Here is a 24035-nt window from a genome sequence, read left to right on the forward strand (position 1 = left end):
ACGCGTGGCAGGCCATTGCGCGCGAAATCGCCACGAGCTGCCGGCGCCAGTGTGTGGGCACCGTGTATATCGGCTGGCCGAAGGGGATCCGCGAGGAGCGTGTCTACTCGAAAAGGTGGGGCGCACGGATACACAACTTCTGGGGGTTCGATACGTCGAGCCGGATCCTGCAGGCCGCGCTCGAACGCCAGGGCATCATGGTCAAGCGTGTAGGTGAACGAGGTTCGTCGAGCACCTGCCCGGTGACGTCCTGTGGGTCGAAGAAGGTGACACGCAAGCCACGCCACATCCTGAGTTGCCGGACATGCGACACGACCATCCACTCGGACCAGGCCGGCAGCCGCAACATTCTTGCATTCAATCATCCCGGAACAAGCTGGGACGCGGTGAAGACCACCGTACGGCCTGACACCCTGCGCTGGAACAAGCAGCGCTGGGTCGACGCCGAAAATCGCAACGACACAACGTTGCTCAAGGCGGCGTAAGCCGCCGGGAATCCTCGTTCATCAGGGCGAGGAGGACGTCAACATTACCAACCCGGCAAATGTCCCGTGACAATAACGTTTGGAACGCTTCGCGTCAAAGTTTCGAAGGTTGTTTGCAACGGTTAGTGTGCTTGGGAAGGGACCTATAGAGCGCTCACGCCACCTTGCCGCTTCGCGCCAGCCGCGTTCGCCGCGCCCGTCGTATGGTAGGCGTGTGAAAGGTGCTTGCGCATGCGCTCCGCAGCAGCCGGCATGTCGTTGGCAAGAACGGCATCGATGATCTCAAGATGCTCCCCGCACCATTCCTTGATGCGCTTGCGGTTCACATAACCCTGGAACTCCAGCAGCCGGCGCAGCCGGTTCTGTTGCTGCATCGACTGATGCATGAACACGTTGCCGCTGTATTCGGCCAGCATTTCGTGAAAGTTGGCGTCGGTTTCGAAAACTTGCGTGGGCGTCACGCCGTTCAGGCCTAGCTGTGACGTCAGAAAAATATGTTCTCGCCTGCATCGCTCGAGCGCGGAGCGGTCCGGCGAAAATGTAGGCAGCAACAAGCCTGCCGGCTCCAGCGTCAGACGAAAGTCATAGCTGCTTTTCAAGGTCAGCGACGAATCCAGCGACGGCTGGAAACTCCAGCCGTGCCCTTTATTGCGCACGATCAAGCCATCTTCCGAAAGCCTCGACAACGCCCGCGTCATGGTCACGCGATCCACCTCATAACGCTGTGCGATGTCGGTCTGCGTCAGCGACGCCGGAATGACACCCGCGAGCCTGTCAGTGACCAGACGGTCGTACAGGTCCTCATCGCCGGACGTAGGCTGCGCCAGTTCGACCCGATGCAAACCGTCAGCCGGACGCACCAGGAAGAACCCCTGGTTTTTCCGCGCTTCGATGACACCCAGCGACTCGAGCAGCGTCATGGCTGCGCGAACCGGCGTGCGCGACACGCCGAGCAGATCCGCAAGCTGCTGCTCGCGCAGATGATGACCCACGTCGAAACGCGCTTCCTGAATCAATTCAAGAATCTGCTTCGCCAGCACATGAGCCCCTTTGCCCGCCCGCTTCGTCATCTCGCCGTTCCTCCGATTTCACTGTAGAAGAATATCAAAAAATACAACTTTTACCCACTACCAGATACAAGATTCGGGAGATGGAAAGCACGGCATTCGCCGCTAATGACGTCTTTACGCTTGACCAGGCAATTTTGCCTTTGTATAAATTGACACAATTCAGACAAACGGAGTTGTGCAGATGTCACTTCATCTCCTCCTTGAGTACCTCACCTCAGGAGCTTTTCTCCGCGGAGCGGCGCTCACCCTTGCGCTGACGGTTGTCTCGCTCGGCTTCGGGATGCTGATCGGCCTAGTGCTGGCGTTGCTTAACGGCGTGCAGAGCCGCATCGTCAAGACGCTCGTGTTTTTTTACCTGTGGCTATTTCGCGGCACACCCGTGCTGTTTCAGATCATCTTCATCTATAACGTGCTGCCTTCGTTCGGTATCCGCTTCAGCGCTTTTGTTTGCGCAGTACTCGCGCTGTCGCTCAATGAAGGCGCATTTATGTCGGAGATTTTTCGCTCTGGCTTACACGCGGTGAAGCAAGGCCAGCGCACCGCCGGCTTCGCGCTCGGCATGACGCGCGCGAAAGTGTTTCGCCACATCGTGCTGCCGCAGGCGCTGCGCGTGGTCCTGCCGCCTATCGGCAACCAGATGATCGGCATGCTCAAACTGAGCGCGCTTGTCTCGGTGATTGCCGTCCAGGAACTGCTGCTGGTCGCAGATCAGGCGGCCAGTGCGAACTTCAAGTATCTCGAAGCACTGAGCGCCGCCGGCATCTACTACCTCGCGCTCACGACCCTGTTCATGGTGTTGCAAGGCTGGATGGAACGCGCGCTCGATAGAAAACGTAATTCCGCCACGCGCCGCATGTCGTTCACGGAGCGGCTTCTTGGCACCTCGCAACCGCTTGTTCGCTAAAGGCTGCCCATGTCGTCCACGCCGTCCCTATCGTCTGGAGCGTCCCTGCCCTTGCTCAGGATCAGCCGTATCGACAAGAGCTACGGTAGTACGCAAATCCTCAAAAGCTGTTCGATTGATGTTGCATCGAAGGAGACCATTGTTGTCATCGGTCCATCAGGATCGGGCAAGTCGACACTGCTGCGTTGTATCAATCTGCTTGAATCCGTCGATGCCGGCAACATACTCTTCGAAGGCCGCGACCTCACTCGCGAACGCAAGAGTGAACACCTCGTGCGCCAGCAGATCGGCATGGTGTTCCAGAACTTCGAGCTGTTCTCGCATCTCTCGGCGATAGAAAACATCATGCTCGCGCCCATGACCGTCTCGGGCCTCGCGCGCGCGGACGCCCACGCCCTCGCGCTCGGCCTGCTGCGCAAGGTCCGCTTGGGCGAGCGCGCCGACCACTATCCGGACCAGTTGTCGGGTGGCCAGCAGCAGCGCGTGGCCATTGCCCGCGCGCTTGCGATGAAGCCGAAGGTGATGCTCTACGACGAACCTACTTCCGCACTCGATCCCGAAATGGTCAGCGAAGTGCTCGACGTGATGGCCGAACTGAGTGCGGAAGGCATGACGAGCATCGTGGTCACGCACGAAATGGGCTTTGCCCGCCGCGCCGCCGACAAGATCGTGTTCATGGATGCCGGCGAAGTCATCGTCACCGAGACCAGCGAAAAATTCTTCGGCGGCGCCACGCACGAGCGCGCGCGCCGTTTCCTCGACCAGATTCTGCATTGACCTGGAGCCTTCACTGCATGCATTCCCAACCCGACCTGTCTCGCATGAAGCGGGATCTCGCTGCCCTCGTCGGCATCAATACTGAAAATCCGCCCGGCCGTGAATTAGAAGCCGCGCAACTCGTGCATGGGCTGCTGGCGAGCGAAGGCTTCGATTTATCGCTGAGTGAATACAAGCCGGGGCGCGCGAACGTGATGGCGCGCCTTGAAAACGGTCCCGGCCCGACCTTCGCCTTCAACACGCATCTCGACGTCGTGCCCGCCGGCGATGGATGGAAATCGGACCCCTTCGTACTGCGCGAAGCCGATAACCGCCTATATGGCCGCGGCTCATGCGATGCGAAAGGTCCCCTGACCGCGATGATCGAAGCCATGCGCATGCTGGCTGCAAACCGCGCCGGCTGGTGCGGAACCTTGCTCGGCGTATTCACCGCCGATGAGGAAATCGCCAGCGAAGGCGCTAAGTTCTATGCAGCCAGCCGGCCGAAAGTGGATTTCGTGGTGGTGGGCGAACCGACATCCAATGCGACGTTTTCAGCGCACAAGGGCAGCTTGCGTCCATTGGTCCGCGTGCACGGCGTGACCGCGCATTCCGGCACGCCGCATCTCGGCGACAACGCGATTTACCGCGCAGCCCAATTGCTCAAGCTGATCGAAGGTCATCACGAGAACGAGGTGCGCTGCCGCTGCCATCCGCTGGTCGGTGCCGCGAGCCTGACAGTCACGCGCGCGTTCGGCGGCCATGCGGACAACGTCGTGCCGGGCGCGTGTGACTTGTTGCTCGACCGGCGCATGGTGCCGGGCGAACTGGAGTCGGACGTCAAGCGCGAGATCGACCGGTTGCTCGAGTTGGCGCACGAACAGTTTGGCGTGCGTGCGGAAGTCATCGAATACCGGCCGACAACGGGCGGGGCCACCGAAACCGCGCTTGATTCGAGGATAGTGCAGGCGAGCCTCGCCGCGTGCCAGGCGCACGGTACCACCGAGCCGGGTCCGTTCGGCTTCCAGGGCGGTTGTGACCTCGTGCACTTCCGTAGCGTCGGCGCAGCGGGCGTCGTGATCGGGCCGGGTACGCTCGAAGTCGCGCACAAGCCCGACGAGTTCGTTCCTATAAATGAATTGCTTGCTTCCAGCCTGATCTATCGCGATGTCGCGATTCACATGATGCAGGCGGGTTGAGCGACCGTGGAAGCCACTCTTCACCGTGCATCGCTTCATTATGGCGCAGGGCTCGTGCTGCATACGGCGTCATCGGGCAGTGTTGGATATCTGGACGCGCTTTATCTGCGGCTTGTCAAAGACGGCAAGGCGGGCGTGGGCGAAGCGCGGATCAATATCGCTTATCTCAATGGCCTTGAGGCCGCGCAAGTTCTGGACGATGCTCGCTCGGCGTTGGCGCAAATCGACTGGACGCTCGGCGCGCAAGCACTGCTTGACGACTCCGCGAACTGGCGCAAGCGTTACTCGGCGCCGGTGCGCATGATGATCGACAGCGCGTTGCACGATCTGCACGCCCGGCAACTCGGCGTGAGCGTGACCGGCCTGTTCAACGCCGACGCTGCCCGAACGCAAACGTGGCGCTCGAACCAGACGCTTTTCTGGTCCTCCGACGAAACCATGCTCGAACGCGCCGCCGGGTATCTTGCGCGCGGTTTCCATGAACTCAAGTTGCGCGTGGGCATTGGCGCGTTCGAGGACGACCTGCGCCGCATCGACCTGTTACGCGAGCGCTTCGGACAACGCGTGACGCTCTCCATCGATGCGAATGGCCAGTGGCTATCCGCCGATTGTCCCGCGCGTTTCGATGCGCTCGCCAGGCGCGCAATCGAGTACGTGGAGCAGCCCATCGCCGCCGGTGACTGGACAACGCTGCGTGAGCTCGCGCAAACCAGTCCGCTCACGCTGATGCTCGATGAAAGCCTGCAGTCGCCCGCCGATATCGATGCGCTCATCGAACTGTCGGGGTTGCCGGTGGCGGCGCACCTGAAGCTGGTCAAGCTCGGCGGCGTGATGGCGACGATCGCCGCGGCGCGCAAGCTTACGGCAGCCGGTATTGCGCTGATGATCGGCCAGATGAACGAAGGCGCGGCGGCCACGGCAGCGGCGCTGCACGTGTGCATGGCGACAGCGCCGCGCTGGGCCGAACTCTATGGCGCCGACGGTCTGCTCGATGACCCCGCGAGCGGACTCTCCTACGAGGCGGGCAGCCTTCGCGTGGCCGGCCGTACAGGACTTGGCATCGCCTTCGATGCCAGTCTGACCCAACCCCTTTAAGCATCACTTCCCACCAAGGAAACAACCATGCAGGCAAGCCAAGGTCCCGCCCAGGGCTGCGAATCAGCCTTCCCCGCCGATGAGTACGCCCATCGTGTTGCGCGCGCCCGCGCATCGCTCGCCAAAGAGAACATCGACGCGATGATCGTGACCGGTCCGGAAAACATCTTCTATCTGACGGGCCAGCAGACGCCCGGCTACTACACGTTCCAGGCGCTGATCCTGCCCGTCGCGGGCGAGCCGGTTTTCGTGATCCGCCAGCTCGAATACTTCAACTTCATCGCCAATACGTATATTCCGGACGCCCAGATTTACAGCGACGGTGAGAATCCTATCGATGTCCTCGTGCGCGTGATCCAGCAGAAAGGGCTCGCGGGCAAGCGCATTGCGATCGATAAACGCGGCTGGTTCCTGCCGATCGCCGTCTATGAAACGCTCATGGAGAAGCTTGGCAGCATTGCCGATGCGGCGGGTGTCGTCGAGCGACTGCGCGCGGTGAAATCGGCGGCGGAGATCGGGAAGATCGCCATTGCAGCCGGTTATGTGGATGCCGGAATGCGCGCGGGTCTCGCTGCCGTCAGACCAGGCGCGACGGAAAACACGCTGGTTGCGGCGATGATGTCTTCGGCCATCGCGGCGGGCTCGGAATACGTCGGCATGGAGCCGCTCGTGTCGGCAGGTCCGCGCACGGGCGTACCGCATGGCACGTGGCGGCGGCGCGCGCTCGAGAACAACGCGCCCGCGTTTCTCGAAATGGCGGCCTGTCATGACCGCTATCATGCCGCGCTCATGCGCTCGGCGTGGATCGGCGAAGTGCGCCCGGAAGCCCTCGACATGGAAAAGGTCTGCCAGGAAGCGTTGCAGGCAGCGCTTGATGCCATCAAGCCCGGCGCGCCGTGCGAAGCGCCGCATTTGGCCTGCCAGCGGGTTATCGACCGAGCGGGTTACACCGATAACTTCAAGAAGCGCACCGGTTATTCGGTGGGCATCTCATTTGCGCCCGACTGGGGCGAAGGTGCGATCCTGAGCCTGTACACGGGCGTGATGACGCCGCTCGAGCCGGGCATGACATTTCACATTCCGCCGGCGTTGCGCATCTACGGCGAATTTACGGTGGGTGTGAGCGAAACGGTCGTGGTGACAGAGAGCGGCTATCGCGTGCTTGGCACTGTCGAGCGTCCGCTGCTGCGGGTAGCAGCGTAAAAACGCGGCTCGACCCGCCGAACAATCACGGACACGAAGTCAAGAAAATACGAGGTCAACATGTCTTTCAATCAGCTCGCACCGCGCATGCAGCGCGTACAGCCCTCGCCTACCGCGGTGATCTCGGACAAGGTCCGCGTCCTGCTCGCGAAGGGTAAGCCGGTCATCAACCTGGGCGAAGGCGAACTGCATTTCGATACACCAGCGCACATCAAGCAAGCAGGCATTGCCGCGATTGAGCGCGGCGACACCAAGTACACGGCCGTCGCCGGGACGTCGGAGCTGCTCGAAGCAATCGTCGATAAATTCGCAAACGAAAACGACATCCAGTATTCGACGCTGGAAGTGATCTCCGGGACCGGCGCGAAGCAACTCATCTTCAACGCGCTGCTGGCGACTACCGCGCCCGAGGATGAGGTCCTGATCTGCGCGCCGTACTGGGTTTCCTATCCCGACATGGTCGCGATTACCGAAGGGCGCGTGCGCGTACTGCCGAGCACCGCCGCCGATGGCTGGAAGCTGCGCGCCGACGTACTGCGTGCGGCGATCACACCCAAAACCCGCTGGCTGATCCTCAACTCGCCGAACAATCCGTCCGGGGCCGTGTATTCGCGCGATGAACTCAAGGCGCTGACCGACGTGCTGCTCGACTTCGAGCACGTGCTGCTGATGGCCGACGACATCTATGAACACGTGCGCTACGGCGAGCGTTTCTACACGCCGGTGCAGGTCGAACCGCGCCTGCGCGAGCGCACGCTGACGGTGAACGGCGTATCGAAAGGCTATTCGATGACCGGCTGGCGCATTGGCTACGCGGGTGGCCCCTCATGGTTAATCCGCGCGATGCAGACGCTGCAGTCGCAGAGCACGTCCAACCCGAGCACGATCTCGCAAGCGGCCGCCGTCGCCGCGCTGCGCGGCGGCACGGATTTCATGGCGGACTGGCTGACGGCGCTCGCACTGAACCGCGGCGTGGTGCTGGCCGCTGTCGAGCGCTGCGCCGGGCTGCATTGTGCGGCCTCCGAAGGTGCGTTCTATGCGTTCGTCGACTGCTCGGGGTTGATTGGTGCGACGACGCCCGACGGGACGGTTCTCGCCACCGACCTGGACTTCGCCAATTACCTGCTCGATGCCGCGCACGTGGGCGTGGTACACGGCGGCGCGTTTGGCGTGGGAAATCACATCCGCATTGCCTATGCGGTGCCCGAAGATACCTTGCGCGATGCGTGCCAGCGGATCGAAAAGGCGTGCGCGGCGCTGGTTTTATCGACGGTGGAAACGAGCGGGCGTTGAGCGTTCATGCTTGAAAATGGAGGGCAGGACATGCTGCATCTCATCGAGGACGACGCTGACACGCCTGCGCACTACGGCGTGCAAGCCGCCATCTTCGCGGCTGAAAAAGCTGCGTCTTTCATGCACCTGCCCGTTCTCTGCGATGAAAGCCGTTTCCCCGACGCGCGCCAGCACGTGACCGTGGACGGGACTCTTGTCACGAGCGGCCTTGTGTGGGCCGAGCGGCTCAGCGGCCGCGTGCTCCGAGCGGCAAGCAGCGTGGCCGAGATCCTCATTCTTGCCGCGACCGACGATGTCGCCGTGCCGATTCATCCGGGCGTGGCAAATGAACTGGCAGCAATCGCCGAAAGCAGCAACATCGCCGTGCGCCGATACCGCGTGATACACGAGCGTGAAGTATCGAGCGTCGTGTGCAGCGACGGGCTTGCCGTCACCCGCGCCCGGCAAGATGCATTCGGGCGATGGAGCGCATCGGTGCGCGAAGCACGGACCGACCCTGTTGCCGTCGGTGAAATCCGCATTGCGCTAATCGGCGAGGAGGTCGGTCAGCGCGATGTCTATCCGGCCACCCTCGCCGCACTCGCCGATGCCGCCGATGCGCACGCGCTGAGCTTGAGGGTTCGCTTTGTCTCGCCGCACAACCTGAACGACGCCAGCGCGCCCGAAGCGCTTGGCGCTACGGATGGAATCGTCCTGCCGGGCGGTGCGGATATGCGTCGTGTGCCGGGGCAAATTGCTGCGGCGAAGTACGCGTGGTTATCGTCGGTGCCGACAGTGGGGCTCTGTCTCGGCATGCAGTCGATGACCACCGCCCTCGCCCGTCTCGCGCTTCGTACTGACGATATCGACCTGGCGGAGACGGCTTCGGGCTCGAGCCTGCCGAGCTTCGTGCCCATCCGCTCGGATCATGAGGGCTTGCTGTTTCATCGGCTGGGACTGCACCCAATCACCGTGGCGAGCGCAACGCAACTTGGCGAGATCCTCGGCGATGAACCGCAGATTCGCTGCAATCATCGGTACAAGCTGAATCCGGCGCTGGTCGCGCCGCTGTCGGCGGCAGGCGTGCAGGTTGCCGCGCGCGATGCAAGCGGCGAGATCGCCGAGGCCATCGAAGCGCGCTCACATCCCTTTTTTATCGGCATGCAGGGGCATCCCGAACTGTCCTCGGCAAGCGGTGCGCCGCATCCGCTGTTGAGCGCATTTGTGCGGGCAGCGCAGCGGGGCTGATTGATCCGCTAGTCAATCAACATCATTGATCGCCGAGGCGAACAGCGCGGCGTCTACATTTCCTCCCGAGGCAATGACCAGCACACGCTTGCCACGTAAAACGGCGGCAGCCGGATCGGTCATCAGCGCGGCCAGCGCAACCGCGCCGCCCGGCTCGACCACGACGCGAAATGCCTCAAAGCACAAAGCCATCGCACGCCTGACCGCGCGGTCGTTCGCCACGAGCACGCCCGCGAGCCGCTGGCTGTTGATCGAAAACGGCAGCTCGGCCGGGATCGGCGCAAGCAGCGCATCGCACATCGACGCGATGCCAGACGAATTGCTTTGCCGCGTGCCCGATGCGAGCGAACGGCGGGTATCGTCGAAATCGGCCGGTTCGGCGGCCCAGACTTGCGCGCCCGAGCCGGCCGCCTCCACCGCGAGACAGGTCCCCGCCGATAACCCGCCGCCACCGCACGGCACGACAATGGCGTCGACCGCATCCTTGCCAAGCCGCGCCAGCGCTTCGAGCGCGACCGTCGCCTGACCCGCGATCACGTGATGATGATCGCCCGGCGGCACCACGGCGAAGCGGCCTTGCTGCGCCAGTTCCGCTGCGACCTCCTCGCGGCTTTGGCGCTCGCGGTCGTACCGGACAATGCGGGCGCCAGCGAGCCGCGCCTTCTCGACCTTGTTCTGCGGCGCGTTCGACGGCATGACGACCGTCGTCGGAATTCCCAGCATCCGGCCGACGGTCGCGATCGCCTGACCGTGGTTGCCGGTCGAATAGGCAACGACCCCATCCGGGCACGCATTGCGATCGAGCCGCGACAGACAATTATACGCGCCACGGAACTTGAACGCGCCGGTGTGCTGAAGGCTTTCGAGCTTGACGAAAACCTTCGCGCCGGTGATTTCATCGAGCAGATCGCAGCGCACGATCGGCGTCTCGATGACGACATCGCGCAGGCGCTCGGCGGCGTCGAACACGTCCTGCACGACAGGCATTTGATAGGACTGCATTCTAATTTTCTCTTTGTGTCGATTCAGATCGATTTAAAACCGGTGCCGCAAGCCGACGGTGATGATTTCCTGCGTGCCGGTGCCATCGATACCGTACGACGATATGGTCGCCAGCGCCCGCTGCGTGCCGCCCGAGGCCGTGCGCTGCGTGCCGGACGCTCGCTGGAATGCGCCGGTCAGATAGACGTCCGTGCGCTTGGACAACTGATAAAAGCTGCCCGCGCTCACCACGTTGTAGTGCGCGGAAGTGTCGCCGCTGGCGGCGGTAAGAATGTAGCCGAGACCGAAGCGCAAGCTTGGCGTGGACCGATAAAACGCGTACACGCGTCCCGTGTTGAAGCGCTCAGTGGTGCCGAAGGTCGACTCGCCATCGCTCGTATAGCGTGCGTTGCTGTAGCCTGCGCCGAGCGTGAATGCGCCGAGTTGATACTGCGCGGCAGCCTGCGCAATGCCGAGCACATGCGCGCTCTGGTAGGCCGCGTTGATCGCACCACCCTCGAATAGCGCATCAGTGGAACCACTGGTCCAACCGGTGCGCTTGCCCGTGGCCGCGTTGGCGTTGGTGGCTTGCATATACCCTGCGGCGAGCTTCAATGGTCCGTTGCTATAGGATACCGCGCCGCTGTATGTGTAGCCCTGTCCCGTCGATCCGGCTACGCCACCGAACGCATATAACGCTTCAAATTGCAATCCTGAATAAAACGGGCTCAGGTATTTCACTGCATTGGAAACACGCGCGCTGAAGTCGTTGTTGTCCACATCGCCCGGGGTGGCGAACGGCACGCTGCCGCCCGCGCCGTCCGCGCTCAGCGGTTGCACGAGATCGACAACGGGATCGTACATACGTCCCAGCTCGAGCGTTCCCCAGCGCTCGCTCGCCAGGCCAACGAATGCCTGGCGGCCAAATTCGCGGCCGCCCTGCGCCAGTTTGCCCGTGCCGATTGCAAAGCCCGATTCGAGCTGGAAAATCGCACGGAGGCCGCCACCGAGATCTTCGCTGCCTCTCAATCCCCAGCGATTTCCGGAGAGTCCGCCACTTAGCAGGCTGTATCGATTTCCTGTGGTGGTTTTTATGTAGCTGATGCCGGCATCGACAATGCCATATAACGTCACGCTGCTTTGAGCATGAGCACTAGCCGAAAGGCTGGCCAGTGCGGCTGCCATGCTGATCGATGCAACTCGTTTCATTGTTTGCCTTGTGTGGTTTCTGAATCTGCGTGTGGTGCGGCTTCGTGCGCGGGTCGCCTGTTCGCTCGAGCGACAAACGAGCGCATCCCTGCCGAAACGGCTCAGCGTTCTGACGTGCCAGTCATGCGGGTGGGGCCGGTATGCCGGCGTGCGTGATCCTGCGACGCCGCCTGTCGGGCGCGGCGCCGCAGGATCACGCGGCCTGGATGGATTGATCGGCTAGTTGTTGAACAGCGACACCGATGCCGGCAGCTTCCATTTATCAATCAGTTGCTTATAGGTTCCGTCAGCGACGACTTTCGCCAGCGCGTCCTTGAGCGCGGCCGCCATGCCCGCGCTTCCTTTGGGCACGGCGAAACCAATCGTGGTCGTCTGCTCGAATTCCGGACCCACCGCCTTATAAGTATCGGGCACCTCGGCAAGCAGCTTCACGGTGCCGGGCGTCGAGTTGTAGATGGCGTCCGCGCGCCCCTGGTTCAGGCTCAGCACCGAGTTCTGCGCGGTGGGCAAGGTCATGACGTTGGGTGAGGGCTTGCCGGCAGCCACGCAGCGCTGGACGTCGGCGCGCGCATAGGTTTCCTCGATACCGCCGAGCGTCACGGCGATGTTCTTTCCGCAGATCGAGTCGTCGCGGCCGGTGATCTTCGCGGGATTCGATGCCTGCACGATGATCCGGTCGCCCAGCCGCATATACGGCACGAAGTCGACCTGTCCGCTGCGCGCAGGCGTGATGTACATCGCCGAATTGATGATGTCGATGCGACCGCCCTGCAACGCCGGAATCAGTCCGCTGAACTGCATGTTCTGCGGCGCGGGCTCAAGCTCCATCTGCTTGGCAACGGCATTGATGAGATCGATATCGAACCCGGTAAGCGTGCCATTCTCGGTGTACTCGAACGGAGCGAACGTTGCCGCGACGCCATACGTAAGATGCCCGCTTTCGATGGTCTTCACCGGCGCCGCCGCCCGGGCAGGCGTGGCGAGGACAAGCGAGACAGCCGCCGTGGCGAACAGCGCGCGTAGTGCAGTGCTTGGTTTCATGGCAGTTCCAGGTTAAGAAGAGAAAGTTTTTTGCTCTAGTTGTACAAATTTATACAAAAGCAAAAAGTACACGTCAAGCGACACCTTCCATTCCTTCGTAGAAACAGACGAATACCACACGGATCAGAGCGATTTTCTTATAGGTTCGCGCCCAAAGATTGTATTTTTATTTCATTTCGTACATCGAAGCTGTGACCAAACGAGACAATCTGCTTTCTCGAGATTACGTCGATGGCATCTGCAGCGATTCGGCGAGGATCGACAGCATGTTCGGGCGATCGGCGTCCAAACCGGTGAGCAGCACGATTTCGCGCTCGTAGGCAGTTCCCGCGATTTGCGTCACCCGGCAGTCGCCGGCAAAGCGCTCAATGCCCGACCAACGGGGCACGAGACTTACGCCCATGCCATCGGACACGAGCAACGCGATCGCTTCGAGCGCGTCCAGATCGCACATGACCGTGGGGTCGAGGACGTTATCGGCGAGAAACTGTGCGGCGTGCCGGCCACCCCATGCGTCGGGGTCGTAGCGGATATACGGGCGGCGCTGCAGCAGCGAGGCGACGCTTCCACGGGTTTTCGCATCCGCGAGGAAGACGAGCGGCTCGCGCCGCAGCGGGGTGCATCGCAGTGTTTTTGGAAGCGCAAACGGCGGCGCGACGACGATTGCAGCGTCCAGATCGCCCGCCTGCAAAGTCTGAAATAAACCGCGCGAAGTGCCTGGCACGATCACGGGCCGCGCGTGCGGCGCGCGCTGTGTCAACGTGCGCAGCGATCCGGGAAGCATGCCTGTCAGCGCCGTCGAAATGGCACCCACGCGCAATGCACCGCTCAGGCCGTCGAAGTCGGCGTCGCCGGCAAGCAGCGCGGCTTCTCTCACGAGGCGGCGTGCGCGCGGCATCAGCGCCGCGCATGCTTCGGTCGGCCGGGCGGTATAGCCCTCGCGCGACAGCAACGCGAACCCGAGCTCCCGTTCAAGCGTCTGGATGCGCTGCCCGATCGCTGCGGCCGTGAGGTGCTCCGTGCGCGCTGCATCGGCGATGGAGCCGCACTCGACGACCGCGATCAGGCTTCTCAGATATCGCGTCTCCAAAAGAAATCCTTTAGCTAATGAAATTAATCCATGCTATATCTTTCGAAAAGGCGATGCTAGGCTTTCTATCGTTACCTGTTCTTCACGCTAATAGACCCATGCAAACCGCTTTCCATCTCGCCTATCACGTCAGGGACCTCGATGAATCGCGCGCGTTTTATGGCGCGCTCCTCGGTTGCGAGGAAGGCCGCAGCACCGATACATGGGTCGACTTCGATTTCTTCGGTCATCAAATCTCGCTGCATCTTGGTGAACCTTTCCCGGTGACGAACACGGGCAAAGTCGGCGAGCACTGGGTGCCGATGCCGCACCTTGGCCTCGTGATGGACATGGCTGACTGGCGCGCGCTCGCTGACCGTCTTGTCCACGCGAATATCGATTTCGTGATTCCGCCGAGCCTGCGTTTTGCCGGCGAGCCGGGCGAGCAAGCCACGATGTTTTTTCGCGATCCAAGCGGGAATCCGATCGAAGTAAAAGGGTTTGCGCAACTCGACAAGGTCTACGCGAAGTGACATCGCCAATACCGTTTGTTGCTAATCCGGACTACCGGTTTGCCGGCGAATGGCTCGCCGCGTTGCGGCGCGAGATGCCAAACGAATGCATCGTCCCGCTGAATGAACTCGACGCTGCGGCAAAGCCCGAAAGCAGATTCGCGATTGTCATCAACCCGCTGCCCGAGGACATCCGGCAACTGCCGCGGCTCGAATGGGTGCACAGCGTATGGGCGGGCGTCGAGCGGCTGGTGACCGATCTCGCCGATACGGACCTGAAGATCGTCAGGCTGATCGACCCGCAGCTTGCCGATACCATGGCCGAAGCGGTGCTCGCGTGGACCATGTATCTGCATCGCGACATGCCGGCTTATGCCGCGCAGCAGCGCAACCGTTCGTGGATGCCGCTCGATTACACAAGGCCGCATGAGAAGACGGTTGGCCTGCTTGGACTGGGCGCGTTGGGCGAGGCGGCCGCGCGCCGCTTGCTCGGCGAAGGCTTCAACGTCTGCGGCTGGAGCAGGACGCGCAAGGCACTTGCGGGCGTCGATTGTTTTGCGGGCGACTCCGAACTTCCCGCGATGCTCGCGAAAGCTGACATCTTGGTCTGCCTGCTGCCACTGACTGCGGGCACGACCGGTCTATTGAACGCGGAAAGGCTCGGTCATATTCCGTCTGGCGCCTCGTTGATCAACTTCGCGCGAGGACCCATTATTTCCGATGACGCTCTGCGCGCATCCCTGGACGCCGGCCGCATCAAGCACGTAGTACTCGACGTTTTTGACGTCGAACCGCTGCCTCCTGAAAGCTGGCAATGGGCGCATCCGAGCGTCACGGTATTGCCGCATATATCCGCGCCGACGGATCGCAAAACAGCATCAACGATCATTGCGCAAAACATTGACCGATATCGCAAAACGGGAGAAATCCCCGAATGTGTCGATCCAACACGGGGCTATTGACCTGCTACGCATCAATCGAGCGGTCCGCGCTATCCGGTCTCCTCCATGACCTACAGGATGATTGCTTCTTACGAGCTTTCTCCCGATTCAATTCCGACAGCGGGCAGGCTCCAAGCCTCAGCTGACTGTCGCATGCTAGCGCGGCTCACATTTTTGGACTTCGCTGAGCAGCCAGAAGCCGCCGATCATATGGACGTGCGCCTCAACGAAAAGAAATAGCCAGCTCCTCCTACACCTTCGTAGGGCGTCTCCCCATCGAAATCATCGAAGGCGCGTGACATAATGCGGCGCAACGCTCGACGAGCCCGTCCGCAACTCCTTCATTAGCCATGCTTAGCCTTTTCCACCGGAAGATCGGCAGCATTCTGGGATTGCTTGCAATCCTGATGGCGACGCTCGCGCCAACCGTCTCGCAAACCCTCTCGGCCGAACAACGCTTCGATGCGATCTCGGGTGCTTTCTGCTCCGCGCAAAACGGCTCCGACACAGAGGATCCCGCTAAGTCTCCGTCGCCCGACAAGGCGGTCCATTGGCAGGCATGCGCGTATTGCGGGCTACTTGCCCACATGCCGGTGTTACCGAGTGGGACCCCGAACTTCGCGCCGACGGGTTGGGCAACTCAGGCGACAGCGGTTCCCCTGTTTCGGACAATCCGCCGCGTTTTCCCTTTCACCGCAGCGCAGCCGCGCGCACCTCCATTTTCATCCTGATTGAGTCAGCAAGGCGGCGATGCTTGTGTCATTGCATCGCCGCGCCGTCGCGCGTCTTCTGACAGACCCGCGACCCTACAAACGCGACCATTCACAGAGGATGAACCATGCGCAACATTCCAGCACGTGGCGGTATGCCGACGCTCGTGGCTTTAGTCATTCCGGCTGCCGCAGCCGCCACGCTTCTCTTTCCCTCTCTTGCAACGGCGCACGCCATCGCCGGCAACCGCGTTTTCCCGGCGACGATGGCGGTCGACGATCCGGGCGTCGGAGATGAAATCAATATGGAATTCGGACACGTCAAATCCGACACGGGTGACGGCGACAGCAAAAACACCAATGCCACGACACTCGAATGGGACAAGCTGATCACGCCGAGTTTCGCCCTTATGGGGACGGCCAGCTACGTGAACGTGAACGCTCCGAATGGCGGCTCCGCCCGTGGTTTCGATAACTTCACGGTCGGTGTCAAATATCGCTTCTACGTAAATGAAGCTCATGAGTTCATGGCGTCGGCCGGTGTGATCGCCGAGCTGGGTGACACCGGCTCGAAGGCGATCGCTAATCCGCACTCGGCGATCACGCCCACGCTTTATGTTGGCAAGGGATTCGGCGATCTGCCGGACGGTCTGAAATATTTGAGACCATTTGCGATCACCGGCACCATCGGCCCGCGCGTGACGATGAACAGCTCCGACCCTGACTCGCTGAGCTGGGGCGTCACGGTGCAATACAGCCTGCCTTATCTGCAGAATTTCGTGCAGGACGTGGGGCTCAAGGCACCGTTCAGCAATCTGATTCCGCTCGTCGAATTCCCGATGAATACCTGTACCGGTGGCCCCTGTTCCGGGCATACGACCGGGAGTATCAACCCCGGCGTGATCTGGCTCAATCGATGGGGCCAGCTCGGCGTCGAGGCGGTGATTCCGGTCAATCACGCAAGCGGCAAGGGCGTGGGCGTCCTGTTGCAAGCGCATCTTTACCTGGATGACGTGCTACCCAACTCCCTCGGCAAACCGCTTTTCGGCAAAGGAGACTAGCAATGAGTGCATTCAATGATCTTCGTCGAGGCTGCGGCGCAGCGGCCATCGCGACCGGCATCCTGATCCCGTTCGCCGCATTCGCGCATGTGTTCCCGCAAACGCAAACGCCATCGGCGGGTGCCGAAGTGCCAGCGCCGGAGAACGTGACAATCGTGTTTGACGGACCCCTCGAACCGGCATTCAGCTCGCTGAGCGTAAGCAATTCGACGGGTAAGCAGGTGAGTACCGTGAAGGCGCAAGTCGATCCGAACGACAAGAAAGCGATCCATGTCGCATTGCCCCCCTTACCACCTGACAAGTACACAGTGCATTGGGTGGCTGTCGCCGACGACGGACACCGTACGCAGGGCGATTATTCGTTCAGGGTGAAGTAGTGGACCGTGCGACGATATCTGGTTCGATCATCGTGGCCGCCCTCGCCAATGTACTGTTCGCGTGTGCGGTGGGCGCCTGTCTGGCGGCGCTGATGTTGGACAATGTGTCGCCGCGCTTGCGGCACTGGTTGCGACGGATCGTAGTCGTTTGTGTCGTCGCGTTGATCGTTGCAGATATCGTCAATTTGCTGTTCGAGGCCGCGCTGATGAGCGGGTCAGTGCCGGGAGCCGATTTATCGGTGTTAATCCTGGTACTGACCCAATCGCATTTCGGCGCGGCGTGGTCTATTGGGCTCGTCGCCCTGATCGTGTGGACGGTCTTGTCAGTGGCTCCGCGAGGGTTCGGGCGGCCGGCTGGAACGAGTGTCGCTCTGTTCGCCGCAGCCGTCTTCGCGTTTAGCAAAGCGGCCTCAAGTCATGCGGCCGACGCTGGCGACTTTTCGCTGCCGGAGTGGATTCACTGGGCGCATATCTGCGCGACGGCTGCGTGGGCCGGGCTTGTGATCGCGAGCGGACTCCTCGTGCTGCCCCGGCTGCGGGCCGACGCAACCGGAGATGAACTCGCGCACTTTGTCGGGCGCCTGTCCGCTGCGGCAACCCTTGCCGTGTCGGCGGTCCTCTTCACCGGTGTCTTCAACGCTGATCGCGGATTGGGCGGCTCTCTCATGCCGCTCACGCATAGCGACTGGGGGCTCCTCCTGAGCGCCAAACTTGGGCTGGTGGGTGTAGCGATCGTATTGGGTGGGATCAACCGACTAGTTTATTTACCGCGCATAAGACGGGGTGTATCGGACAATTCTGCGGCTTCGTTCCTAACGATTTTAAAAGTCGAGGCAGTCGTCATGATCGGCGTTCTGTCTGCTGCCGCCGTGCTCGCACACGCTGTGCCGGGGGCTCACCTTGGCGCCTAGTCGTGGTAAGTCGCCGCTCCTGTAAATGATCGGTATCGTCGGCGGGTGTCGTCATCGGCGAACGTCTAGAACGGGGCGAAGGCTCTGCTGACCGACCGCTTTCGGCCGAAGCTACCGACCGACCGGTGATGGCATGCGACGTTGCCTGCGCCGGATCAGGCAATCAAACGTCGAGTACGCCTTTCAGCAAGCCTTTGCCCCACGTTGTGCAAACCGCACCCTTCTGCTTCAGGAACGGCGGCGCGCACATCAGTTGCTAACTGTGTGCGCCCCTTGCCGTATCAGACACTACTCGCCCGGGCTGTACAGATCGAGCAGCTTGAGCGTCACGCCGTTGGTCCACCCGAAACCGTCCTGCAACGGATATTCGCCTCCACCTCCGCCGCCGGTTCCCGCGCCTTCTACCACGTACTTCTCGACCAGCTTTTTATCGGACGCGTAGACGCCCTTTACGTCCGTCAGAAACCGCGTGCCGACCTGCTGCGCGAGCGCATCCTGTCCGTAACGCGTCAGACCTTCGATCGCGATCCAGTGCAGCGGCGCCCAGCCATTCGGCGCGTCCCATTGCTGTGTCGTGTTGTACGTGGTCGTCACGAGCCCTCCCGGCTGCAGCAACGTCGACTGCACCTGGTGAGCCGTCTTCTGTGCTCGTTCCGGCCATGCTGCACCTACGAATAGCGGATACAGCATCGCCGCCGTCTTGTTGTCCCGCGGCTTCCCAAGCTTCCAGTCGTAGTCCCCGTAATAGCCGTTGGCATTCCACAGGTACCGGTTGATGCCCACCGCACGTTTCACCGCGCGCTCGGCGAACTCGCCCACACAGCGATAATCGTGGCTCTCGCCACAGCCTTGCGCAATGGTCGTTTCCAGGTGAAACAGGAGGCTGTTCAGATCGACGGGAATAATCGACGTGGTGCGCACCGTCGCGAGCGTCATGTTGTCGCCGAACCAGCGTGAGCTGAAATCCCAACCGCTTTCGGCGGTCGCGCGCAGCTCACGGTAAACCTCGCTTGGAGTTCGGCCTGTGGCCTGCTGCGCGGTCTGCACGTCCTCCAGGTACGACTCGTCGCGCGGCGTATCGAGCTCATCCCAATAGCGGTTGAGCACCGTATGGTCCGGCATAACCACGACGTTGCGAGTCGCGTCGCCCGGGCGGGTCGAGCCCTCTCCCTGCATCCAGTAGGCGTACTCCTTGCGCAGGGCCGGCAGATATTTCTGATACACCTTGCCACCTTCGACCTTCGCCGCGAGCGTCACCATGTACGAGAAAAACGGCGGCTGCGAACGGTCCAGGTAATACGTGCGATTGCCGTTCGGAATGTGGCCAAATGTATCGATCTCGTACGCAAAGTTGTCGAGCATGTCGTCGACGAGATCCTCTCGGCCGGATTCCTGGAGCCCCAGCATCGTGAAATAGGTGTCCCAGTAGTAGCCCTCGCGGAAGCGTCCGCCTGGCACGACATAGGGCTTCGGCAATGGAATCAGAGAACTGTTCGCCGGCGCGCTCGCCGTGGTCCGGGTGAGCGCGGGCCACAGCCAGTTGATATGCTCGCGCAGCGTCTGATTCGGGGGCGGTGTAATAACCGGCTCGCTTGGCGGTGTGAAGTACTGGTTGACAAAGTTTGCCAGCGAAAAACCGGGATTGTTCTTTTGCTGTTCATACAGCTGGACGATCGCGGTGGGATCCGCGTTCGGCGTCGCATCGACGAATGTTTTCTGATCCGGATAGATCTGTGCGGTCTGGACCGCTACGAACAGATCGCCGTACAGCTTGTCCGGAGGCGGTGGAAGCGTGCCACCGACCTGGGTGTCTGCGAGGCAGACGTTAGAAAGACAGGTGAGGACAACGAATCCCGAAACGGCCGCCGCCTGCTTCGCGCTTCGTTGCCAAAACGTGCCGGCTGCAGGGCGTGATGAAGTCACGGCGATGGCAATGCTGCAGCGAACTTTCGACGTCACAATCATGTCTCCTCCGAAGGAATGGACAACAGGATTGGTCTCCGGCGCACGCCCTCATTTTTCTCACGATGTTGGGCGAGAGCAGCATGGCATAGAATCGGGCACGGTTCAAATCCTCGCGTGGACGTGATGAAGCACGCGGCCTGGCGCCGAGGCCGTGACAGCATGTTGGTAGACGCCCCTCTTGAACGTCCGGTGTCCGAACAGTTAAATGGCGGCTGTGGGTTGCAATGGACCGATCGGCGACAGATAGTACGCGGCCAATTTCGGCCGGTCGTGACCGGCAGCTTTGGGGTACCGTAACGCGATGAATTCAGCTGATTCGAACCGCCCGCTGTCGGCTTCTGAGCACGCGCTTGGCACCTTGCGGCGCCGGCGCCAGTTGTCGTATTTCGGGTGGAACCCTGTCCGTCACCCAGCGGTAGGAACTTCTGGTCGTCCATCCACCGGGCCGTGTTGCCGCGGCCGTCCTCTACCTTCGCAAAGAGCCTGGACTCATACAGCTCCCCGAGGCGCTGGGTGCGCGTATAGGCTGACCAAAACATAGCCTTGAGCTGCGTCACAAACTCGGAAAACAGCTGGTTGCAGAGGTTCGTCTGCACCTGGTTGTGCCGTCGCCAGCGCCGGCACCGGCGAAGTAAGCCAACACAGTCTACTTGCCGTGGTGGAAGTGCACCACGGCGAAGCGGTCCACGGCGCGTTTGGATTCGTCGGTAGTGTTGGCCGCTTTCGTGGAACCGAAGCTGATTAATCCGCCGCTATCGGCGCAAGCGCCTGCCAGCAAATTTGGTTCTGGATCGGCAACACGGGCCACCGGCACGTTCAATTGCTGCCGCAGCCATTCGGCGCGGCGCGATCCAAGGTCGCAATTGTAGTCAGGGGTTGGTCCCTCAATGGAGGCCGCTCCAGAGATGGAGATCTTCAAGGTAGGATCAGCCGCGAGCGCTTTTTCGATTTGCGCTTTGAGGCCTTTGAGATCTCCACTCACCAAAACGCCTTTGTCGTTCCCCGGACCGCGCGCCGGGCGATCCTTGACGAAGAAAAACGTGGCGTCCGAAGGCGGAGGCCGAATCGCGGGCTTGTCGGCGGGTTTATTCTCCGGTTGATCCGCGGTCTTCTTGGCTTCCTCAGTGCGCTTCTGTTGATCGTCCGTTTTCTTGAGATCTTCGACAGGCAACTTCACCTCGTCGGGTAGCTTCACTTCCACCCTTTCTGGAGGCGGGACTGGTTTGCGCTTCACCGCGTCCCAAGAGAGCTGGAATCCGACATTTACCTGCCACGTGCCAGAGCGGGAATATTGATCATCCGCGGGTCCTTTTGACCACGCCCCACCGCCAGCCAAGGACGCGACGCCTTGCAACTTCAGCGGCCCCAACGGCACGATATCCTGCGTTGCTTGAAGGCCGACCAGCAGACTGAACTGCTTGCCCACGAGACTGGGATCGCTAGAGGAGGTGGAGGCGAATCCGCCCTGGCCGAACAAAGAAAGCTGAGTGCCGCCGGTGTTGATAAACAGATACGAGGGCTGCAGCGCGCCGGACCATTGGTCTCCGGTGGCCGTAGCGCTGCTGTTCCAGGTCATGATTCTTCCGTACTGCCCCACCAGCGCGAGTTCAAATCCGGTACTGTTGGGAGCTCTGTGGAATTGGATGTTCGCGGCGAGTTGCGCGCCCAGCATCCAAGGCGGCGGCTTGGGAATGGTATAGACGCGCGAGTACTGAAGCAGACCCTGCGCTTGGAGCGTGAGCCACGGTGTGGGATCGGGCGGGTCTTCTTTTTTCGTTTCACCTTTGTCGTCGCCGGTCCGTGCGGGCGGATCGCCGGGCTTGGGGTCGCGCTGAAGGGCAACGACACCATAGGTGGGTGGCATGCGCATGTGTCCACCGGCCGTCACCACGTCTGATGCGTGGCGCGCGGTGGCTTCTTCGGGAGAGTGCGCATCGCCCATGGGCAAATGCGGTGGAATACGGCTCGCGGTAGGTTGTTGCGCAACGTGCGCCAGTTCATGCGGGAGCGTGCGGGCATTGCTTTCGCGGCCCATGACAACGTGTTCCCCAACGGTATAGCCGCGTGCACCGACGTCATCCGCGGAGCGCGCGCTGCGCGAATCATCATGAATGCGGACGCGGCTGAAGTCGAAGTCGAACGCGGCGCCAAACTTTTGCTGGGAGGCGGGGTCGAGCGAGCGGCCTGGGGTGGCGAGGGTTTCATGGACCGAGCGTGGGGCGAAGGTCCGCACCGGCGCGGCGTCGCGCTTCGATTGGACGGGCTTCGACTCGGGTCTGGCAAAAGATCGCATGCCTGCCTCCTGCACCGCTACGGTTCGACTTATACGCTGGGCGACAGTCAACCCGTCTTGGTCGAATCAAGGCTCTAAATATAAGGCAATCACCGGCCGCTCTGCAATTCAGCGATAACCCGCTGCTTCCGTCGTCGGTCTTCATCCGCTGCACGCCTCGCGCGCCGCAATATCCCGCGCCTCGTTCGCCGCGTGCGGTGTTTGACTCCAGTTTTGTGATTCGTGTGGCCCGCAACCAACCGCTGACCGCGACCTTGCCGTTCTGCTCGGGAAGAGGATTTCACGCAGCCTTGTGATTGCTAGGGTAAACACTTGATTGCCGTTCGTTGGCGCTGTGTTTGGAGGGGGCAAGCGGTGCTGAGTAGCACGGCGCTGGCGCGTTTGTTGCCCCTCGACTCTAGCCTGCACTGCAATCCTCGACGTGTCCGCTACTTTGAATCCGCTTGTCAGTGTCCGCTTGAGGGCGCTCAATCCGGGCCAGGCTACTTCCGCAATGGGTCGGGAGTGTGAGTTCGTAAATGCAGGAAGCTGCCGTCGGGTTGCTCGATGCCGCCACCGTCAGCAATCCGTCACATTGCTGACGTAGAACCCGGCCCGTCCCAATGGCAGCTAAGGCCGATCACACGACGACCGTGATCGTCGGGGGAAGGTCCGTTGCCTGACTGAAGCCGCCGTTCGAATGCCCGCCTGAGAGCACGGTCGAATGGCCGTAGATGGCCCGAACGCCGCCTCATGCGATGTGCGTATGCGTATGCGTCCCCGCATAGGGCAAGAATCGGTACCACTTTGTGCCAAGTTGCTTTCAATCGTCGGTCTTTCCGGGCCTCATTGCAGCCGCAGGCCACCCGCCCGAAAAGTCAATTACAGCGCCAGTCAGGAACCGGGCCTGTGTCGATGCGAGGAAGCAGATCAGTTCGCCGATCTCTTCCGGCCTGCCTAGCCGACCTGCCGGCACCGAAGACCTGACATAGTCACGACCCTCCGGCTGGTCTATGAAGATAGCGCGTGGATAATAAGCCTCGCTATACAGGAAGTTCGGTGCCACTGCGTTGACGGCAATGTTAAGTGGCGCAAGTTCGACGGAAAACGATCGAACCAATGCATTCGCAGCATCCCTCGCGGCATCAGGAATGGCGCCTCCGTGCATTGGCAGCTTTGTCCGGCACGATGTCACTAATACGAGATTCCCGCCGCCCTGATGTCTCATACGCGGGATTGCCGCCTTTACCAAAGCGAAAGGACCGACCACCAGCTTTTCTAGCGTCTGCCGCAGGTCGTCCAGTGATGCATCTACAGTGGGCCGATGGATAGCGGGAAAGTGGTCGTTACTGACAATGGCATCAACCCGCCCAGTGACGGCCCATGCGGCTTCGACCAGCAGCTCAACACTTTTGCCGCTCACACGCTCGACACTGCCATTCGCGTTCGAAAAGTGCTCCCACGCGATGTCGTCCACGAAGGAATCATCGTGGGCAAGCACGCGGAATCCCGCATCCAGCAGTGCTGCTACGGCAGGCGGGCCGGCATAGCCCGACGCATTCGTCACAAGTGCAACCTGTTGCTCTTTCTTCACAGCCACTCCTCCTGGTGGTTCCGAAGCCGCGCGATCCGAAGGACACCAGCGACCGCGCCTCTCGCGTCTGGCTAAGGCGAATCCCGATGTTCGGCTCAGCGTTGCATACTCGACGTCCGGCCCGTTCCGACATCGCCTTCAGCGAATCGCGTCACGAGTT

The 24035-nt window shown here is 61.4% G+C and carries 22 protein-coding genes; 14 read left to right on the top strand and 8 right to left on the bottom strand.

Going from position 1 to position 24035, the window contains the following annotated elements; all coding sequences use genetic code 11:
- The coding region (locus M0D69_RS22185) for a zinc ribbon domain-containing protein (RefSeq protein ID WP_301784056.1) at window positions 1-485 on the top strand (485 nt) is incomplete at its 5' end.
- A gap of 143 nt (window positions 486-628) precedes the next feature.
- Here the strand turns inward: M0D69_RS22185 and M0D69_RS22190 are convergent.
- Window positions 629-1555: a GntR family transcriptional regulator gene (locus M0D69_RS22190; RefSeq protein ID WP_301784057.1), complete on the bottom strand. Its 927-nt coding sequence runs from the start codon at window positions 1553-1555 to the stop codon at window positions 629-631.
- 181 nt (window positions 1556-1736) lie between these two features.
- Between M0D69_RS22190 and M0D69_RS22195 the strand changes: the two genes are divergently transcribed.
- From M0D69_RS22195 to M0D69_RS22225, 7 genes are read left to right on the top strand one after another with little or no spacing between them, the layout of a single operon-like run.
- Window positions 1737-2459 carry an amino acid ABC transporter permease gene (locus M0D69_RS22195; protein ID WP_301784058.1) on the top strand — a complete coding sequence of 241 codons (723 nt, stop codon included), beginning with the start codon at window positions 1737-1739 and terminating at the stop codon, window positions 2457-2459.
- A 9-nt stretch (window positions 2460-2468) separates the two neighbouring features.
- Window positions 2469-3236: an amino acid ABC transporter ATP-binding protein gene (locus M0D69_RS22200; RefSeq protein WP_301784059.1), complete on the top strand. Its 768-nt coding sequence runs from the start codon at window positions 2469-2471 to the stop codon at window positions 3234-3236.
- Between the two features lie 17 nt (window positions 3237-3253).
- Window positions 3254-4414, top strand: coding sequence for a M20 family metallopeptidase (locus M0D69_RS22205; protein WP_301784060.1), 1161 nt, complete (start codon window positions 3254-3256; stop codon window positions 4412-4414).
- Window positions 4415-4420: 6 nt separating this feature from the next.
- Window positions 4421-5509: a mandelate racemase/muconate lactonizing enzyme family protein gene (locus tag M0D69_RS22210; protein ID WP_301784061.1), complete on the top strand. Its 1089-nt coding sequence runs from the start codon at window positions 4421-4423 to the stop codon at window positions 5507-5509.
- Between the two features lie 27 nt (window positions 5510-5536).
- Complete coding sequence (locus M0D69_RS22215) at window positions 5537-6712, top strand: Xaa-Pro peptidase family protein (protein WP_301784062.1); 1176 nt, start codon at window positions 5537-5539, stop codon at window positions 6710-6712.
- Window positions 6713-6772: 60 nt separating this feature from the next.
- Window positions 6773-8005 (top strand): pyridoxal phosphate-dependent aminotransferase, encoded by a 1233-nt coding sequence (locus M0D69_RS22220; protein WP_301784063.1) that lies wholly within the window; start codon window positions 6773-6775, stop codon window positions 8003-8005.
- Window positions 8006-8035: 30 nt separating this feature from the next.
- The gene (locus M0D69_RS22225; protein WP_301784064.1) at window positions 8036-9232 is read left to right on the top strand and encodes a gamma-glutamyl-gamma-aminobutyrate hydrolase family protein; all 1197 of its coding nucleotides are present in this window, start codon (window positions 8036-8038) and stop codon (window positions 9230-9232) included.
- Window positions 9233-9244: 12 nt separating this feature from the next.
- On the opposite strand, the gene M0D69_RS22230 is transcribed toward M0D69_RS22225, so the two are convergent.
- From M0D69_RS22230 to M0D69_RS22245, 4 genes are all read right to left on the bottom strand, one after another.
- Entirely contained in the window at window positions 9245-10234 is a 990-nt protein-coding gene (locus M0D69_RS22230; RefSeq protein ID WP_301784065.1) for a threonine/serine dehydratase, read from the bottom strand.
- A 33-nt stretch (window positions 10235-10267) separates the two neighbouring features.
- Window positions 10268-11422: a porin gene (locus tag M0D69_RS22235; protein WP_301784066.1), complete on the bottom strand. Its 1155-nt coding sequence runs from the start codon at window positions 11420-11422 to the stop codon at window positions 10268-10270.
- Between the two features lie 219 nt (window positions 11423-11641).
- Window positions 11642-12463 (bottom strand): ABC transporter substrate-binding protein, encoded by an 822-nt coding sequence (locus M0D69_RS22240; RefSeq protein WP_301784067.1) that lies wholly within the window; start codon window positions 12461-12463, stop codon window positions 11642-11644.
- Between the two features lie 223 nt (window positions 12464-12686).
- Complete coding sequence (locus tag M0D69_RS22245; protein ID WP_301784068.1) at window positions 12687-13553, bottom strand: LysR family transcriptional regulator; 867 nt, start codon at window positions 13551-13553, stop codon at window positions 12687-12689.
- A gap of 98 nt (window positions 13554-13651) precedes the next feature.
- On the opposite strand from M0D69_RS22245, the gene M0D69_RS22250 reads away from it, so the two are divergent.
- The 6 genes from M0D69_RS22250 (at window position 13652) to M0D69_RS22275 (ending at window position 18044) form a co-directional block, all read left to right on the top strand.
- A complete protein-coding gene (locus M0D69_RS22250) occupies window positions 13652-14065 on the top strand; it encodes a VOC family protein (protein ID WP_301784069.1) in 414 nt (137 codons plus the stop codon).
- A complete protein-coding gene (locus tag M0D69_RS22255; protein WP_301784070.1) occupies window positions 14062-15006 on the top strand; it encodes a glyoxylate/hydroxypyruvate reductase A in 945 nt (314 codons plus the stop codon). Before M0D69_RS22250 ends, M0D69_RS22255 begins: the two co-directional genes overlap by 4 nt.
- 329 nt (window positions 15007-15335) lie before the next feature.
- Window positions 15336-15716 (top strand): DUF2946 domain-containing protein, encoded by a 381-nt coding sequence (locus M0D69_RS22260; RefSeq protein WP_301784071.1) that lies wholly within the window; start codon window positions 15336-15338, stop codon window positions 15714-15716.
- Between the two features lie 107 nt (window positions 15717-15823).
- A complete protein-coding gene (locus M0D69_RS22265; RefSeq protein WP_301784072.1) occupies window positions 15824-16756 on the top strand; it encodes a hypothetical protein in 933 nt (310 codons plus the stop codon).
- Between the two features lie 2 nt (window positions 16757-16758).
- The gene (locus M0D69_RS22270) at window positions 16759-17133 is read left to right on the top strand and encodes a copper resistance protein CopC (RefSeq protein ID WP_301784073.1); all 375 of its coding nucleotides are present in this window, start codon (window positions 16759-16761) and stop codon (window positions 17131-17133) included.
- Window positions 17133-18044 (top strand): copper resistance D family protein, encoded by a 912-nt coding sequence (locus tag M0D69_RS22275; RefSeq protein WP_301784074.1) that lies wholly within the window; start codon window positions 17133-17135, stop codon window positions 18042-18044. The genes M0D69_RS22270 and M0D69_RS22275 overlap by 1 nt, the downstream gene beginning before the upstream one ends.
- Window positions 18045-18332: 288 nt before the next feature.
- Here the strand turns inward: M0D69_RS22275 and treA are convergent, their stop codons facing one another.
- The 3 genes from treA to M0D69_RS22290 all read right to left on the bottom strand — a co-directional run bounded on the left by treA (window position 18333) and on the right by M0D69_RS22290 (window position 23875).
- On the bottom strand, window positions 18333-20009 hold the full coding sequence (gene treA / locus M0D69_RS22280) for an alpha,alpha-trehalase TreA (protein WP_301784075.1): 1677 nt from the start codon (window positions 20007-20009) through the stop codon (window positions 18333-18335).
- Between the two features lie 646 nt (window positions 20010-20655).
- A complete protein-coding gene (locus M0D69_RS22285) occupies window positions 20656-22302 on the bottom strand; it encodes a DUF4157 domain-containing protein (protein WP_301784076.1) in 1647 nt (548 codons plus the stop codon).
- A gap of 802 nt (window positions 22303-23104) precedes the next feature.
- Complete coding sequence (locus tag M0D69_RS22290; protein ID WP_301784077.1) at window positions 23105-23875, bottom strand: SDR family oxidoreductase; 771 nt, start codon at window positions 23873-23875, stop codon at window positions 23105-23107.
- Window positions 23876-24035 lie beyond the last annotated feature (160 nt).

This window comes from Caballeronia sp. SEWSISQ10-4 2, assembly GCF_030464885.1.
In the GTDB taxonomy this organism is placed as follows: Bacteria; Pseudomonadota; Gammaproteobacteria; order Burkholderiales; family Burkholderiaceae; genus Caballeronia.